Origin of the sequence: Hyphomicrobium sp. (genome assembly GCF_041674905.1) — a bacterium.
Taxonomy (GTDB): domain Bacteria; phylum Pseudomonadota; class Alphaproteobacteria; order Rhizobiales; family Hyphomicrobiaceae; genus Hyphomicrobium_B.
Map to the genome: position 1 here is coordinate 1 of NZ_JBAYUV010000010.1, position 14,358 is coordinate 14,358.

17 protein-coding genes are annotated in these 14,358 nt (G+C 57.8%); 9 read left to right on the top strand and 8 right to left on the bottom strand.

Translation table 11 applies throughout. The features are described from left to right. Positions 1-143: 143 nt before the first annotated feature. The 6 genes from WC026_RS06065 to WC026_RS06090 all read right to left on the bottom strand — a co-directional run bounded on the left by WC026_RS06065 (position 144) and on the right by WC026_RS06090 (position 5,530). On the bottom strand, positions 144-1,001 hold the full coding sequence (locus WC026_RS06065) for a glycosyltransferase (protein WP_372709939.1): 858 nt from the start codon (positions 999-1,001) through the stop codon (positions 144-146). 61 nt (positions 1,002-1,062) lie between these two features. Then, positions 1,063-1,308: a hypothetical protein gene (locus tag WC026_RS06070; protein WP_372709940.1), complete on the bottom strand. Its 246-nt coding sequence runs from the start codon at positions 1,306-1,308 to the stop codon at positions 1,063-1,065. An 8-nt stretch (positions 1,309-1,316) separates the two neighbouring features. Beyond that, positions 1,317-1,991 (bottom strand): FkbM family methyltransferase, encoded by a 675-nt coding sequence (locus WC026_RS06075; protein WP_372709941.1) that lies wholly within the window; start codon positions 1,989-1,991, stop codon positions 1,317-1,319. A gap of 251 nt (positions 1,992-2,242) precedes the next feature. Next, positions 2,243-3,112: an FkbM family methyltransferase gene (locus tag WC026_RS06080; RefSeq protein WP_372709942.1), complete on the bottom strand. Its 870-nt coding sequence runs from the start codon at positions 3,110-3,112 to the stop codon at positions 2,243-2,245. 16 nt (positions 3,113-3,128) lie between these two features. Beyond that, positions 3,129-4,202, bottom strand: coding sequence for a glycosyltransferase family 4 protein (locus tag WC026_RS06085; RefSeq protein WP_372709943.1), 1,074 nt, complete (start codon positions 4,200-4,202; stop codon positions 3,129-3,131). 53 nt (positions 4,203-4,255) lie between these two features. Further along, the gene (locus WC026_RS06090; RefSeq protein WP_372709944.1) at positions 4,256-5,530 is read right to left on the bottom strand and encodes a lipopolysaccharide biosynthesis protein; all 1,275 of its coding nucleotides are present in this window, start codon (positions 5,528-5,530) and stop codon (positions 4,256-4,258) included. A 176-nt stretch (positions 5,531-5,706) separates the two neighbouring features. Here WC026_RS06090 and WC026_RS06095 point away from each other — a divergent pair, with 176 nt between their 5' ends. The 4 genes from WC026_RS06095 to WC026_RS06110 all read left to right on the top strand — a co-directional run bounded on the left by WC026_RS06095 (position 5,707) and on the right by WC026_RS06110 (position 8,165). Next, the gene (locus tag WC026_RS06095; RefSeq protein ID WP_372709945.1) at positions 5,707-6,633 is read left to right on the top strand and encodes an IS1595 family transposase; all 927 of its coding nucleotides are present in this window, start codon (positions 5,707-5,709) and stop codon (positions 6,631-6,633) included. A 65-nt stretch (positions 6,634-6,698) separates the two neighbouring features. Continuing rightward, positions 6,699-7,511, top strand: a complete 813-nt coding sequence (locus WC026_RS06100) for a hypothetical protein (protein WP_372709946.1) — start codon at positions 6,699-6,701, stop codon at positions 7,509-7,511. Continuing rightward, positions 7,495-7,992 (top strand): type II toxin-antitoxin system VapC family toxin, encoded by a 498-nt coding sequence (locus WC026_RS06105; protein ID WP_372709947.1) that lies wholly within the window; start codon positions 7,495-7,497, stop codon positions 7,990-7,992. Before WC026_RS06100 ends, WC026_RS06105 begins: the two co-directional genes overlap by 17 nt. 2 nt (positions 7,993-7,994) lie before the next feature. Beyond that, positions 7,995-8,165 carry a hypothetical protein gene (locus tag WC026_RS06110; RefSeq protein ID WP_372709948.1) on the top strand — a complete coding sequence of 57 codons (171 nt, stop codon included), beginning with the start codon at positions 7,995-7,997 and terminating at the stop codon, positions 8,163-8,165. Between the two features lie 270 nt (positions 8,166-8,435). Here the strand turns inward: WC026_RS06110 and WC026_RS06115 are convergent, their stop codons facing one another. Next, positions 8,436-8,828 carry a DUF983 domain-containing protein gene (locus WC026_RS06115; RefSeq protein WP_372709949.1) on the bottom strand — a complete coding sequence of 131 codons (393 nt, stop codon included), beginning with the start codon at positions 8,826-8,828 and terminating at the stop codon, positions 8,436-8,438. A gap of 254 nt (positions 8,829-9,082) precedes the next feature. Here WC026_RS06115 and WC026_RS06120 point away from each other — a divergent pair, with 254 nt between their 5' ends. From WC026_RS06120 to WC026_RS06140, 5 genes are all read left to right on the top strand, one after another. Then, a complete protein-coding gene (locus WC026_RS06120) occupies positions 9,083-10,447 on the top strand; it encodes a PLP-dependent aminotransferase family protein (protein WP_372709950.1) in 1,365 nt (454 codons plus the stop codon). A 79-nt stretch (positions 10,448-10,526) separates the two neighbouring features. Continuing rightward, on the top strand, positions 10,527-11,528 hold the full coding sequence (locus WC026_RS06125; protein WP_372709951.1) for an NAD(P)-dependent alcohol dehydrogenase: 1,002 nt from the start codon (positions 10,527-10,529) through the stop codon (positions 11,526-11,528). Positions 11,529-11,640: 112 nt separating this feature from the next. Then, complete coding sequence (gene modA / locus WC026_RS06130; RefSeq protein WP_372709952.1) at positions 11,641-12,447, top strand: molybdate ABC transporter substrate-binding protein; 807 nt, start codon at positions 11,641-11,643, stop codon at positions 12,445-12,447. 34 nt (positions 12,448-12,481) lie between these two features. Then, complete coding sequence (modB, locus tag WC026_RS06135) at positions 12,482-13,180, top strand: molybdate ABC transporter permease subunit (RefSeq protein WP_372709953.1); 699 nt, start codon at positions 12,482-12,484, stop codon at positions 13,178-13,180. After that, on the top strand, positions 13,177-13,899 hold the full coding sequence (locus tag WC026_RS06140; RefSeq protein ID WP_372709954.1) for a molybdenum ABC transporter ATP-binding protein: 723 nt from the start codon (positions 13,177-13,179) through the stop codon (positions 13,897-13,899). Before modB ends, WC026_RS06140 begins: the two co-directional genes overlap by 4 nt. Here WC026_RS06140 and WC026_RS06145 read toward each other — a convergent pair. Further along, positions 13,896-14,261 (bottom strand): winged helix-turn-helix domain-containing protein, encoded by a 366-nt coding sequence (locus WC026_RS06145; protein ID WP_372709955.1) that lies wholly within the window; start codon positions 14,259-14,261, stop codon positions 13,896-13,898. The genes WC026_RS06140 and WC026_RS06145 overlap by 4 nt on opposite strands. Positions 14,262-14,358: the final 97 nt, after the last annotated feature.

A 14,358-nucleotide genomic window follows, 5' to 3' on the forward strand; every position in this document is an offset into this window, starting at 1 on the left:
CAACTGTCTTTCCAAGCCTCGCGATGACGAGTCCCATGCAACGACATGCTGCTTGAACCGATATTGCCAATGACGCGCGAGACGCAGGCACATAATCTCGGTGCCACCTGTTCCCAGTCCGGCAATGACGTGCATTACGGTCTTCAAGCGGCGTAGTCCGGGATCGCGGTGTGTTTGGAGGGTTGCGGCATCGGCAAGCCGAGTAAATCGGAATAGCGGCGGGCCATTTCTCTCATCGAAAATGCCTGCGCAACCTTAGCTTGCGCGAGTTGCGCACGCGCTGCGGCGAAAGTCGCGTCGGCGATAATCGCGTCGATGGCGTTTGCCAGCGCGAGCGGATCGGCAGGTGCGACGAGAATTCCAAGGCGGCCGTTGTCCAAGACTTCGCGGCAGGCGCCGACGTCGCTCGCGACGACCGGGAGCGCGCTCGCCATGGCCTCGATCAAAGCGATGCCGAGGCCTTCATCCTTCGTTGTCGAGAAAGCAAAGAGATGCATTTGTGCGAGCAAATCTGGAATGTCTTTGCGCATTCCAAGAAGAAAGACCGTGCCCGCCAAGTTTTCTGCTTCAATCAGTGATTCAAATTCGGCGCGTCGACTGCCGTCGCCGATCAGCCAAACGCGAATATTTCGTCCGCGCGTTTTGAGGATACGGGCTGCCCGCACCAATGTTGGTTGGTCCTTGTGGCCTTCCAATCGTGCGACCATGCCAATGACGAAGGGAGTTTCATCCGTGCAACGCGACGGTTTGCGTGCAACGTGGTCGAAAGCAACGGGAAGTCCGTTGTAGATGACCGCAGTTTCTGAGGCGTTGACGCCGAAGTGGCGCACCGCGCCGGAGCGGACGTAATTGCTGCAGCAGACCAAGGTATCGGTAAACGGACGTCCGAGCTGAACCAAAAACCTAAACTTGCGGAAGGCGTTTCGCGCGCCGGTATTTGGATAATTGCCGACGTGCGCGATGATCCGATCCACTCCGGCAAGTCGCGCGCCGATTGCCATGAGTGCGTGCCAGCCGAGCGGCATTGAAAGCAACGCAATGGGACGATGCGCGCGGGCTATTCTAAAAATGTGGAACGCCAAAGCGAGGTAGCGCGCGTATCCGAGGGCGGGGGAGATCGAGCGTTATCCGCTTCAGTCCGAGCGCGTCGAAATCCGAGGCAAGATCATTGGGGGCGCCCTGCATTACGACGATGATGGGCTCAACGCCGGCGTTGAGCCATTCCCGGCTTAGCTCAAGAGCCAAACGGGGTGTGCCTTCCGCAGCGAGCGACATCAACACGATCAGGACGCAATTGTTGCGTGACATGGCTGCGGTTAAATTCTGCTCACAAGATTGAGATGAAAAATCTCATCGCTGTTCGCGCGTTTAAACAGGCTAGCCCAGGGTGTTCCATCTAACGATTGATATCCTATTTTCTTCAGAGCTTTTAGAAGAAGGTCAGGATCGCGATGCTGGCGGCGCATGAAGGGAGGATGAACTTCCAGGTGTATGCGGGGACGCCGCGCCGCTAGCCAATCCAATGACGATTGTACGAGATCCCACTCCATGCCTTCGATATCGATCTTGAGCAGATCCGGCACGACGCCTTGCTCATGACATATGTTCTGAAGCGGCGCACATTCGACTTCGACGCGGGTAAATGGTCGACCGTTCTTGGCGGCGGTTCGAGCGGTGCCGGCGTCACCCGCTGGCGAAAGGCTGCGTGCCACACCATAACCCGAGGATACGAATTCGGTTTTCGCAGGTAATCCGACTGCGCGACCGTCGATGAGCCATTCCACGTCTGTATGCGTGTTTCGGTCGCGCACGTTTGCCAGGACGACGCGTGACGGAGGGTCTGGTTCAATGCTCAAAACTTGAACTGGCTCATGTCTGCTTGCGACAAACAGCGCGGAGAAAAAGCCACCCGAGGCGCCAACGTCAACGAGCGCGCGGCAGCTATCGGCCAGCTTGAGAAACGAACGCCATTCGTCGGCCTCGAATGCCATGGAGCGAAATACGTTGTGCGCCAGTGCGTCGTCCGGCAGCCGAAGGCGGATCGACCGGCTCAGAAATATGCAATCGACTCCGGCGTCCATGTCTCGCTGAATGAGATCGGACCTTTCCATACGGTAGTAGATCGAAAGACGTTTCAGGAATCGCGCTTGTCTGAGGAGGGACGGTGGCAGCGATGTCTTGATCAGAGTTTTGACGCCATGACCCAACGTGCGCTGCTGAAGCATGTGTATTTCCCCCATCTTCATACCGCGATTGCGAGACGTGAAACGGCTTCGGAGCGTCCGGCGCGCATCCATTTCTGGAGATCGCGATATTGCCGGCGAAGACCGCGATAGCCGATGGACTCCAGCGGCGCGAGAAAATCGATTGGATTTCGTCCGCGCTTTTCCAGCATCTCCCAGTGAACCTCAAGTTGAAGGGCGGGCTTTATTCGTTCGATGACGGGGAGCGAGGAGCAAAGGATTTCATGCTCGAACGATTCCACGTCGATCTTCATGATGTCGGGTCGCCAATCGATGCTTTGCAGCAAATTAGGCAATGTTGTCACCGGCACCTCAATTTCGGCTGCTCTGATGCCTTTTATTGCGTTTTCGTGCAGGCGATTGCTGACTGGCATTATGAGCTGCCCCGCGCCGTCAGACACGGCCTCGCTCATGATTTGCCAATCTATTTGCGGCCCGGTGTTCAACGTCACCGCACGCTCGAGAAGCGGCAAGACTTGCGGGTCCGGCTCGACCGAAAGAATATGGCAGGCATAAGATCGCGAGCGGGCGAATAACGCGGACATAAAACCGGTCTGAGCGCCAATATCGATCAGCGCCGTGCGGCCTTTTGAAAGCTCGAGGAATTCCCTGGCTTCAAGAGAGGATTCTTTGACTTCGATACCGTGATGCTGCCAGTTGAGATAGGCGGTGACGCTTTCCGGTGGAAAAACAGTGACGGCGTTTTTGATGTACAGCGGCAGGCCCGGCGTCCGGTTTCGCACGCGCATCGCCTCGCTTCGATCCATTCGCCAATAGCTCGGAATGCGTTTGACGAAGCCGAGCGTCTGCCATACCGCGAAGGGCGTTGCGGAACGAACGGCGGTTCGAAGCGTCGGGTGCGAATTCATGGGATTCGGCCTCGAATTATTTGCGGGATTGTTGGGTTGATACGTTCAGCAATCGAGCTTTTCGCGATGTCCGATATTTTTCTGCGATCAACCCGTGGGCGATATCGAGATATTCCTCGACCATTTGGTCGGTTGAAAACCGGTTCTCTGCTTCCGTCCGGCAGGCCTGACGGGAAATCTCACCGATACGCATGACTGATCGGGCCATTTCGTCTTCATCGTTCGTCAAGAAGCCCGTCACTCCGTCGCGAATGAGCTCAGGCATGCAGCCACGGTGGGTCGTTATTACCGGGGTGCCGCAGGCGAGTGATTCCATGACGACGTTTGCGCAGGGCTCATCCCACTGAATCGGCGCCAGGACGGCGCGGGCGGCAGCCAGGAATTCGAATTTCTGATTGTCGGCAATCTCGCCAATCCATTCGATGTTGCCGCCGAGATGAGGACGAACCTCACGCTCGAAGAAGGTCTGGCCGCCGGGCTCGTCAGAGATATTTCCGGCCATCTTGAGCGGAAGGGCAGAGCGCTTTGCGACGCGGATCGCGGTGTCGGCGCCTTTGTTGGCCGTCAGCCGTCCTATGAAGGCAAGATAGCCATCTGTTGCATTCGCGGAGGCGGTAATTCGCCGGGTGTTGGTGCTGTTGTAAATGGTCGCCCAACGCCGAGATGCGAACCCAGTGCGCTGATGATTGCTGACGGCGACGAGAGATAGAGGCCCCTTCGCTGCATTTTGCAGTCGTTCGACGTCCATCTGGTCGATCGGATTTCCGAAACGGTAGATCAATGGCATACCGGTCATCAGGAATGGAAAGAGGTAATCGGTGCGGCATCCAGCGAGTACGATATCTTGTCCGAACAACAGCTCGCGCAAACTTCGAACTATAAAGTTCAATTTACAGTAGCCACGCCAGGCGATGGCGCTCTGGCCGGCCCACGGGTAGGTGATAAGGCGGCCGTAGTTCCTCGAACCTTCCGCCGCCAGGAGTGTCACTTTATGACCGCGGCGTGCGAAGCCTTCGCAGAGGTGGGCGAATATCCGCTCCGCTCCGCCATAGCCTTTGGGGGGAACGGAGATTTTCGAATCTGCGATCACCAGAATTCGCAGCGTTTGCCTCCCGAGCGGTTCAATATGTCCCATCGACAGAGTTACGCGCTTTTCCAACGCAGTCGTTCGACGAGCCAGCTAAACTCGGGTGTCACGCATTGGACGAACCCCAAGCCGGTGCAGACCTGCAATCGTCGTAGAAGCAGTCCGGTGGCCACGATTTGACTGAGCATCAGGGACGCGGCGATGCCGTTCAATCCAAATTGCGGGATAAGGACGGCTGCGGACGGCAGAAACACGACCAATGCAGCGAGTTGCGCATAAGGACCCGCGCGCCAGTCATTGAGTGCGCGAAGAGCGACGGTTGCAGTTTGCACGAAGCACATTGGGATTTGCGCGATACAGAGCAGAATTGCGACCGAAACGGCTTCTTCGTACTCATATCCGAACAAGAACGGGAGCAGGAGTGGGATGATCAGCGCAATGCCCGCGTTGATCATCAGCGCAACGATACAGGACGCTCCGAGGGCATTGCGAACAAGGTGTCGGCGCGCGGCGAAGCTCTGTGCTGCAGCGAGTTTGGGAAATAGAACGATTGATGTCGCACTTGAGACAATGCCAAGTCCGGCGCCAGACAGAGCCAACGCGACAGCGTACCGCCCGAGATCAGCGTGTGTAAAATAGGTGATGCAGATCACACGGTCGGCGTTCTGGAAAAGAATCCCGGCGAATGCCGTGGCGTGAAATTCAATGCCCGTTCGAAGCAGTGCCGCCATCTCTCTTATTTGTGGGACCGATATGCCGTTGTGCCTGGCCAGACGCCATCTGCCGGCGCACACCAAGGCAGTTCCAAGCCATGATGCGGCGAGCAGTGTCGGAATGTTCAGCGCGGACTGTTGCCAAAGCACGAGCATTCCAACGAGGTACGTTGATTGCGGAAGCAGGCGATAGAAGTTGTAGCGTGTGAAATCCTGGCGCCCGTGATCTATGGCAACCAAAGTCAGCGCGATAAAGTTCGCGGGCAGAAAGAAGAGCAGATAAAGCATCTGCAAATTGCGCTGATCGGGACCTACAGCGAAGGCGATAAAGGCCAATCCGCAGGTCAGCGAAAGTGTGGCAAGAGCGAGTGCGCAAGCGAGTGCGCTTCCGGACATCGATACGCTGCCCTGTCCGCGTGCGATGAAAAAGCTGAGAGCGCTCGGCAATGAGCAGATGCCTATTCCGGCAATGGCGCCTGCCCAGAATTGTATTTCTGCAAGTTCTCCGCGCGCCTGCGGACCGAGCAGACGCGCCGCGAGCACGCCAGTCGCTATTCCGAACCCTAAATTGACAACGTTCGTCGCAACTGAACCTGACCAAGCTGGAAGGGATTTCAACGAGACAAATTCCGTGTCTGCGATCGCTTGAATTATCGAAGTTGTGCAAAGCTACCGCACGCTTGGTGAAATGCACCTCGCGAGGAAAGCCAGGGTCGAACCATTAATAACAAATAAGAGGGGCTATTGTATTAAGCGTACCCACGTGTTATATATGAGGCATGGGAGTTCGATCCATGTCTACGCTGACACAAAAGCACTACCACGATGAGAAAGCGGCCTATCGGTTTGTCGAAAGCCGGATCTGGCCGAATGGTCCAGTGTGCCCGCATTGTGGAGAGGCTAAGCGAATTAGCGCGATGAAGGGCGAAAGCACACGCATTGGCGCATACAAGTGCTATGGGTGCCGCAAGCCTTTTACAGTCAAAATCGGGACAATTTTCGAAGCGAGCAAAGTGCCTATGCATCAGTGGCTGCAAGCCATCTTCCTGATGTGCTCCAGCAAGAAGGGCATTAGCTCCAATCAATTGCACCGGATGCTTGGCGTCCAGCTACGGACGGCGTGGTTCATGAGCCATCGCATTCGCGAAGCTATGCGCACCGGCTCTCTAGCGGCTATCGGCGGCCCGGAAGCCGTCGTCGAGGTTGACGAGACGTTCATTGGAAACAAGAAGGGCGGCCGCAAGCCTAAAGGTGGATTTGCCCACAAGCATGCTGTGCTGTCTCTTGTTGAACGCGGCGGTGAAGTGCGAAGCTTCCATATCGACCGAGCCACCGCGGCCGAAGTGACGCCGATAGTCAATGCCAACGTGGCACGCGAGGCCAAGATAATGACTGATGATGGACGGCACTATATCCACCAATTCCGCGCCTTCGATGGTCACGAAACTGTGCGTCACTCCCTCGGCGAATACGTCATCGGGGACATTCACACGAACACCGTTGAAGGCTATTTCAGCATCTTCAAACGCGGAATGAAGGGCGTCTATCAGCATTGTAGCGAAAAGCATCTTCACCGTTATTTAGCGGAATTCGACTTTAGGTATAATAACCGGATCGCCGTTGGCGTTAATGACGAACTGAGGACCGAGCAGGCCCTTCAAGGTATAAAAGGAAAGCGGCTGAAATACCGGGACTCGTTGGCCCCGGCAGACCGCACATAGTGGCCATGAGCAAGAAGATCACAGTTCGGATATCCGGGAGAGGGCCTGACACAGATGCCCCGACCGTGAACGATCTCATTGATCAACTCGCCGACTATTTCGATCTGCTGGGCATAGTTGAGGAAACGATAGCTCCGGATGGAGAGCCAGCCATCCAGTGGCGAGTTGTGAACGCCACCAAGGCTAGTCCGTTGTCTATCACGGTTCAGGCGTTTGCTCGCCAGTACGCCGTCAATGTCGACCATCGAGCCGACGTTGTGGTTCATCAGGTCACGCGCGGGCTTAACAGTTTGACGAAGACGCCTCAACGGCCCGCATACTTTTCTGAAAAGGCTCTGCAGAAAGCAGAGCGTATATTCGAGCGCATCACAAACGGCATCGATCTCACCGAAATAGTGGTAGAAGGCGTGTTCCCTAACGAGGATCTAGGGCCTATTGATTTAACGCCAGCAATCGCGAGAGTCGCCGCCAAAAACGTGCGGGAAATTCTTAATCCCGCGGCACAGCCCTACGATGAAATCGGCGCGGTCGAAGGCTACCTTCAGAGCGTCAGCAAGGATGGCAAGGGAAGGCGCGTAGTCAATGTAAGACATCGCCTAACGGGGGATGACGTAAAGTGCTTTGTGCGGGGACAAGCAGAATCTGAGATTTCTCACTGTGAAGTTGATGATATTTGGAAGGGACGTCGATTGTCCATTTCCGGGGTCATCCATTTCAAATGTCATGGCAGAATTGCATCTGTTGATGCGGATCGCATTCGGTTCCTGCGCAGCAGTCGCGACCTTCCCGAAGTCGACGATATCTTGGACCCGAATTTTACGAACGGCCTGAAATCCGAAGAATATCTGAAAAAGCTGCGCAATGGCGATCACTCTTAAACGCGTTTGTTGGGATGCTTGCGCTTGGATCGCTATGATTCAAGTCGAGAAAATAGTCGAGAATGGCATCGAGCGGTATACTCGATGCCGATCCGTCATCGATCAAGCAAAGAAGGGAAAAATCGAAGTCGTTTGTTCGGGGCTGTGCCTTGCCGAAGTTTGTAAGCCGAAAGATGTGCAAGACGCTGACCCGAAGAAAATCGCAGATTATTTCGAGCACGACTACGTAATGCTTGTAAGCCTCGGACGTGAGATTGGAGAACGGGCTCGTAACCTGATGATGGTGGAGAAAACTGGTCTTTATCCGCAGGATGCCTGCCACGTGGCAACGGCGTTAATGACACCTGATGTCGTCGAACTCCATACCTTTGATAAGGATATTCTGAAGCTCGATGGCAAGCTCAACAAAGCTGATAACACTCCGCTTCGGATATGTTTGCCGGATGTCGGTGGTTCGCCAATTCCGTTGCTCGGGACATGATAATGGCCAAGAAGGTGCAACGTAAGCAGCGGTTAACGCAGGCAGAGCAATCGAGGCTATTTATAGAAAAAGCCCGCGAGCTTGGCGTCGACGAAACGTCGACAGGACAAGATCGAGCCTTTGGCAAGGTCGGCCTGCCCAAGCCGAAGAACACCAAGGCAAAGCAGAAATAATTTAATCAGACTGGCTGGATGCAATCCGGGCGCTTCAAGCACTCCGGACGTTTGGCGTTGGGTACGCTTAGTACAATATCGCCACTGAATTTGAACTTTATGGATCGCTGTTGTATTTTTCCACAGGCGCCAGGATCCGGCCAACGGTGCTCGGCGCCGCTTGATCCAGATACAGTTCGCTGATGAGGGGATAAGAGGGCTAAAGCCCGCCGCCTTTAGTGTTCATGCTGGCTTAGGCTCGACGCTTCATCGCGACAGCGACATCCGTTTTTATTTGTCGGCGAAGACGAGGCGACCTTCTTCGGCCTTGTGATAGTACTGGCTTGCGACGAGCCAACCTTTGATTGGCCGGAGCGGCGGAATGCAGGTCAGCAGAATGGCCGGCAGACTGGTCACGAGGTGGACCCAGAATGGGGGCACGAAGGCGACCTCGATCCAGCAGGCCAGCGCCGCTGCCGGTATGCATCCGAAGCACATGACGAAGAATGCGGGACCATCGGCCGGGTCGGCAAACGACAGGTCCAGGCCACATTGAGGACACTGCTTTTTCAGCGTCAGGAAGCCGTCGAAGATCTTGCCTTTGCCGCAGCGAGGGCAGAGGCCGCGGATGCCCACTTTCATCGGGGAAAGGGCGGGCCATTCATGAGCATGTTCGGCGCACATCACACGTTCCTTTCGCTGCTGCGAGCTAGATGAAGACAATTTCTAATGTATGCTTATTGTATGCGTAACGGCCGTATATTCTACGCGCAGGAGTGTCGCACTCGATCAAGCTAACTCGCAACGTTTTGTACTATTTTGTGCGCATTATCGGCTATTTTCGCCTGTAAGAGCTTTCCGCAGCGATCCATACATGCTATGCACAATGTATGGATCGAACGTCATCAGAATTGAACCGGCTGTCGTGGCATCCGCGGATGGCCGAAGGCGGTCAGCTCAAGTCGATCGGCATCGTCGATGCCCTCGAAGCGGACATCCGATCGGGACGCGTACCCCCCGGCACGAGATTGCCTCCGCAGCGTGCCATCGCGGAAGCACTTGGCGTCGACCTGACGACGGTGACGCGCGCGTTCAACGAGGCCCGGCGTCGGGGACTGATCGATGCGAAAGTCGGGAGCGGCACGTTCGTTCGCCGTCTCGCCGAGGGTGGCGGGGCCGAGCTTTACGCGGTTCCGGCCGTCGATCTCAGCTTGAACATTCCTCCTCAGCCGGCAGCGGCCGGTCTCCGGCATCTCATCCCCGATACGATCGCGGAGCTGCTGTCGAGCGAGGAGGGGATGCTGCATCTCCGCTACCAGGAAAGCACCGGCAGCATTCCGGATCGCGCCGCAGGCGCGATGTGGCTCGGGGCTCGGATCAAAAGCGTTAAGCCATCATCCGTGCTGCTGGCGAGTGGTGCGCAAAGTGCGCTGTTCGCCGTGTGCGATTGTCTTGTCAAACCTGGAGAGGCGATTGCCGCGGGCCTCGTAACCTATCCCGGGCTCTCCGCGATCGCGCGGCAACGCGGTTATGTTCTCGAGCCGGTTGCCATGGACGAGGACGGGATCATTCCGGAGTCTTTCGAGGAGCGTTGCCGGCTCGCGGCGCCGAAGGCGCTCTATCTCGTTCCTGCGATCGACAATCCGACAACGGCGACGCTGCCGGAAGCACGCCGGCAGAGCATCGTCACGATCGCGCGTCGCCATGGCGTTGCAATTATCGAAGACGATCCGTATTCGTCGTTGCTCAGGGATGCTCCGGTTTCGTTCGCCGACCTCGCGCCCGAGCTGACGTGGCATATCGAGACGTTATCGAAGTGCGCAACGCCGGCGCTGCGGATCGCGTATGTTCTGGTGCCGAGCGACGCTCACGCTTTGCGTTTCGCCGGATTGCTGCGGGCCATGAACCTGATGGCTCCCCCGCTCAACGCGGCGCTCGCGTCGCGCTGGATCACGACAGGACGGCTCGATGACATCCGCAACGCGATCCGTGATGAGGCGGTGGCGCGTCAAGCGATTGCGCGATCGCTGCTCGGCCGTTTCGCGTACGCAGCCGATCCGCATGGGCACCATCTTTGGCTCACGATGCCGCCGTACTGGCGGGCGGCGGAGCTGGCAAATCACGCGGAGCGAGCCGGGTTCGCGGTGGTGCCGAGTTCGGCATTCGCCGTTTCGGGATCGCACCCGGAAGCGGTCCGCATTTCGCTCGGGGTCGCCGCCGACAGGGAGCAGCTTTACCAAGCGTTAAAGCTGTTATCGGAACTGCTTGGGCAACCCGTGCCGCCGTCAAAAGCCATCGTCTGAAAGGTGTGGTTGCGGTGGTGCGCATAATGACGGAATAATCGTCATCCGGCTGGTTGCGGCAAACCCTCGGAGGCGACCAATGAAAGCTTTTTTGCTGAAGCGCTTCGGTATCGAAGGGCTCGAACTCGAAGACATCCCGCGACCGACGCCAAGGCACGGTCAGGTTCTCATCAAAATGCGGGCGTGGTCGATCAATTATCGCGATCTTCTGGTCGTTCGCGGGATTTATGCACCGAAGCTCAAATTTCCGTTCCAGATTCTTTCCGACGGTGTCGGTGACGTCGTCGAGGTCGGGCCTGGCGTCACGCGTGCGAAGCCGGGAGACCGCGTCGCCGGTACGTTCATGCAACGCTGGGTCGGCGGCGGGGCGGCGGCCGACAAATCGGCGAGCGCGCTCGGTGGTGAAATTCCGGGGGTTGCCGCTGAATATGTCATTCTGGACAACAACGGTCTCGTGCCGGTTCCGGCTGCTCTTTCGGATGAGGAAGCCGCAACGCTTCCGTGCGCCGCCGTTACGGCGTGGCATGCGCTGGTCAGTTCAGGCCGGCTTGCGGCGGGTGAGACAATTCTCGTGCAGGGGACCGGCGGCGTTTCGCTCTTCGCTCTGCAGTTCGCGCGGGCGATGGGCGCGCGTGTCATCGCGACATCGAGCAGCGACGCCAAGCTCGAGCGTGTGCGCGATCTCGGCGCGTCGGACCTCATCAACTATAAGACGACGCCGGACTGGGGCGTGAAGGCACGCACGCTGACGAACGGCAAAGGCGTTGATCATGTGGTCGAGGTCGGCGGAGCAGGCACGCTGCCGCAATCGCTCGAAGCGGTCAGGATCGGGGGGCGCATCAGCCTCATCGGTGTTCTGACGGGCGGCACGTTCAATCCCATTCCCGTGGTGATGAAGAGCGTCGTGGTGCAAGGGATCTATGTCGGCAGCCGTGTCATGTTCGAAGCCATGAACGAGGCCATCACCGTTAACAAGGTGAAGCCTGTCATCGATCGCGTCTTTCCGTTCTCCGAACTTCCGCAGGCTTTGAAGCACATGGAAAGCGGAGCGCATTTCGGCAAAATCGTTCTCAAGGCATAGGATAGCGCTACGTCCCTCTGCGATATGCTTCATTTTAAAACATGGTTGCAAACTCTACGCGCCTCTATATTTTTGCAGCTATATCGCATGCTGCAATGGGGATACGAGGCCGATGCTCGCAGAGCAAATTTCTTCACGTTCGTCGTTCAAAATGATTGCCGCATGGATGCTGGCGTTTTCGCTGCTGTCCGCGCCCGCATTCGCGCAGAAGACCGAGACGACCACGACGACGGTCTTTGCCGCCGCGAGCCTCAAGACGGCGCTGGATGCGGCGTCGGCTGATTATCTAAAAAGCACAGGCAACAAAATCGTTGTGTCTTATGCCGCGTCCTCGGCGCTCGCGAAGCAGATCGAACAGGGCGCGCCCGCCGACATCTTCATTTCCGCCGACCTCGACTGGATGGACTATGTCGCCAAGGCGAAGCTCATCAACGATGACACGCGTTTCAATCTGCTCGGCAACCGGCTCGTACTGATCGCGCCGGCTGCGAGCACGGCGACGTTGAACATCGAGCCGGGTTTCAAGCTTGCCGAAGCGCTCGGTGAGGGCCGCCTCGCCATGGCGGACGTGAAGTCGGTTCCCGCGGGCAAGTACGGATCAGCGGCTTTGAAGAAGCTCGGCGTCTGGGATGCCATCGAGCCCAAAGTCGCGCAGGCGGAAAACGTGCGCGCGGCGCTGGCGCTCGTCGCCCAGGGTGAAGCGCCGTTCGGCATCGTCTATGAGACGGATGCAACGGCCGAACCGAAGGTCAAGATCGTCGGCGTCTTTCCGGAAGACACGCATCCGCCGATCATCTATCCGATCGCTCTTATTGCCGGAAGTAAGGATTCAGAGTCGGCCAAAGCCTTCATTGCGTTCCTGAAGTCCCCGGAAGGACATGCCGCGTTCGCGAAACAGGGATTTACAATCCTGAAATAAGCGCGCGCGGCATCTGAACAGCGAGACGGGCGTCGTGCTTGGATTTTCTCCGGACGAGTGGACTGCGATTTTTCTGAGCCTGCGGGTGGCAACGGTCGCGACGATCGTTGCCGTGCCGTTTGCTGTTTTCGCCGCCTATGCTCTCGCGCGGTGGACGTTTCCGGGCAAGATCGTGCTCGACAGCCTGCTGCATTTGCCGCTCGTCATGCCGCCGGTCGTGACGGGCTACCTGCTGCTTCTGACGTTCGGGAAGCAGGGGGCGGTGGGTAAATTCTTGTACGATCTTTTTGGACTTTCGTTCTCGTTTCGCTGGACGGGCGCGGCATTGGCCTGCGGGGTGATGGGATTTCCGCTGATGCTGCGCGCAATCCGGCTTTCGTTCGATTCCATCGACAGGCGGCTGGAGACGGCGGCCGGGACGCTGGGGGCTAATCGGACGTGGACGTTTTTCCTCGTCACCCTGCCGCTGGCGCTGCCCGGAATCATCGTCGGCGCCATTCTTTGCTTCGCGAAGGCGCTCGGCGAATTCGGCGCGACGATCACGTTCGTCTCGAACATTCCGGGCGAAACGCAAACAATACCTTCGGCCATCTATACCTATACGCAGGTTCCGGGCGGCGAGGCGCAGGCTCTGAGGCTGACGCTGGTATCGATCGCGATTGCGATGGCGGCGCTTTTGGCATCGGAAATGCTGAACCGCCGCGTGCAAAAGCAGATTGCCGTATTCGAATGACGGACGTCTTGCCCGTTCTGAGCGTCAACGTTCGTCAGCAGCGGAAAGATTTTCTGCTCGATGTTGCGTTCGAGGGCGGCTCCGGCATCACGGCGCTGGTCGGACCGTCGGGATCGGGCAAGACCACCATCCTGAATATCATTGCGGGAACCTTGCGGCCCGACTCCGGATGCGTCGCAGTGTTTGGGCGCGTGCTGACCGACGTCGAAAAACGCATCTTCGTGCCCTGTCACCGGCGACGCGTCGGGTTCGTCTTTCAGGATGCGCAGCTTTTTCCGCATCTGACGGTCGAGCAGAACATCAAGTTCGGGCGCTGGTTTACTTCAACGGATAGCCGCGGGCCGCCGCTTGACGTCGTGACGCGGGAGCTGGGAATCGGCGGACTATTGAAACGACGTCCCGCAACGCTGTCGGGCGGGGAGAAACAGCGCGTCGCGCTGGCGCGGGCGCTTCTTTCCTCGCCGCGCATCCTGCTGATGGACGAGCCGCTCTCCGGAGTCGATGACGCGCGCCGCAACGAGATCATGGGGCTGATCGAGCGCGTGCGCGACGAGTTTGGAATTCCGATCGTCTACGTGACGCATTCGCGAAGCGAGGTTCAGCGGCTCGCAACGCGCGTCGTTCGCTTGGAGGCCGGGCGCGTCGTCTCGGTCGGCAGCGCGGCGGATCTGCCCGACGTTGGCGTGGCGCTGGGCAACAACGGTTTTGCTTCGACCTAGCCGGCTTTGCGCGCGGATTTCTGTTGCCGGGCGAGATGCTTTTCCATCGCGGCCAGAGGTTTAGCGAATACGGAGAGCGCCTTGGCCTCCATCTCGCGGTATTGGCGCACAAGCTCGGCGCCGAATGGGGTCAGCTTGGCGGCTCCGCCGCCGCGTCCGCCATGCTGGCGTTCGATCAGCGGGTCGGCGAACATCGAATTGAATTCATCCATCAAGTACCAGGCGCGCTTGTAGGACATATCCATCGCTTTCGCGGCCTGCGCGATCGAGCCGTGCTCGCCGATCAGTTCGAGAAGCTGGATGCGTCCGTGGCCGATGTAGCGGTCGCCATCGAAGTCTATCCGTAACTTGATCTCAGTCATTGAGACACCGTGTTGCCTGACCGTCGCCTTCAAAAGATACCCGGGGTCGCGGAGTGGCGACACGTCAATAAACGGCCAGCCGGATCTACTCCTCCGC

What these genes read in the sequence shown, in the direction of transcription:
- WC026_RS06065 (WP_372709939.1), bottom strand. Translation starts at nt 1,001, where the DNA reads ATGGCAATCGGCGCGCGACTTGCCGGAGTGGATCGGATCATCGCGCAC.
- WC026_RS06070 (WP_372709940.1), bottom strand. Translation starts at nt 1,308, where the DNA reads ATGTCACGCAACAATTGCGTCCTGATCGTGTTGATGTCGCTCGCTGCG.
- WC026_RS06075 (WP_372709941.1), bottom strand. Translation starts at nt 1,991, where the DNA reads ATGGCATTCGAGGCCGACGAATGGCGTTCGTTTCTCAAGCTGGCCGAT.
- WC026_RS06080 (WP_372709942.1), bottom strand. Translation starts at nt 3,112, where the DNA reads ATGAATTCGCACCCGACGCTTCGAACCGCCGTTCGTTCCGCAACGCCC.
- WC026_RS06095 (WP_372709945.1), top strand. Translation starts at nt 5,707, where the DNA reads ATGTCTACGCTGACACAAAAGCACTACCACGATGAGAAAGCGGCCTAT.
- WC026_RS06105 (WP_372709947.1), top strand. Translation starts at nt 7,495, where the DNA reads ATGGCGATCACTCTTAAACGCGTTTGTTGGGATGCTTGCGCTTGGATC.
- WC026_RS06110 (WP_372709948.1), top strand. Translation starts at nt 7,995, where the DNA reads ATGGCCAAGAAGGTGCAACGTAAGCAGCGGTTAACGCAGGCAGAGCAA.
- WC026_RS06115 (WP_372709949.1), bottom strand. Translation starts at nt 8,828, where the DNA reads ATGTGCGCCGAACATGCTCATGAATGGCCCGCCCTTTCCCCGATGAAA.
- WC026_RS06120 (WP_372709950.1), top strand. Translation starts at nt 9,083, where the DNA reads ATGGCCGAAGGCGGTCAGCTCAAGTCGATCGGCATCGTCGATGCCCTC.
- WC026_RS06125 (WP_372709951.1), top strand. Translation starts at nt 10,527, where the DNA reads ATGAAAGCTTTTTTGCTGAAGCGCTTCGGTATCGAAGGGCTCGAACTC.
- modA (WP_372709952.1), top strand. Translation starts at nt 11,641, where the DNA reads ATGCTCGCAGAGCAAATTTCTTCACGTTCGTCGTTCAAAATGATTGCC.
- WC026_RS06140 (WP_372709954.1), top strand. Translation starts at nt 13,177, where the DNA reads ATGACGGACGTCTTGCCCGTTCTGAGCGTCAACGTTCGTCAGCAGCGG.
- WC026_RS06145 (WP_372709955.1), bottom strand. Translation starts at nt 14,261, where the DNA reads ATGACTGAGATCAAGTTACGGATAGACTTCGATGGCGACCGCTACATC.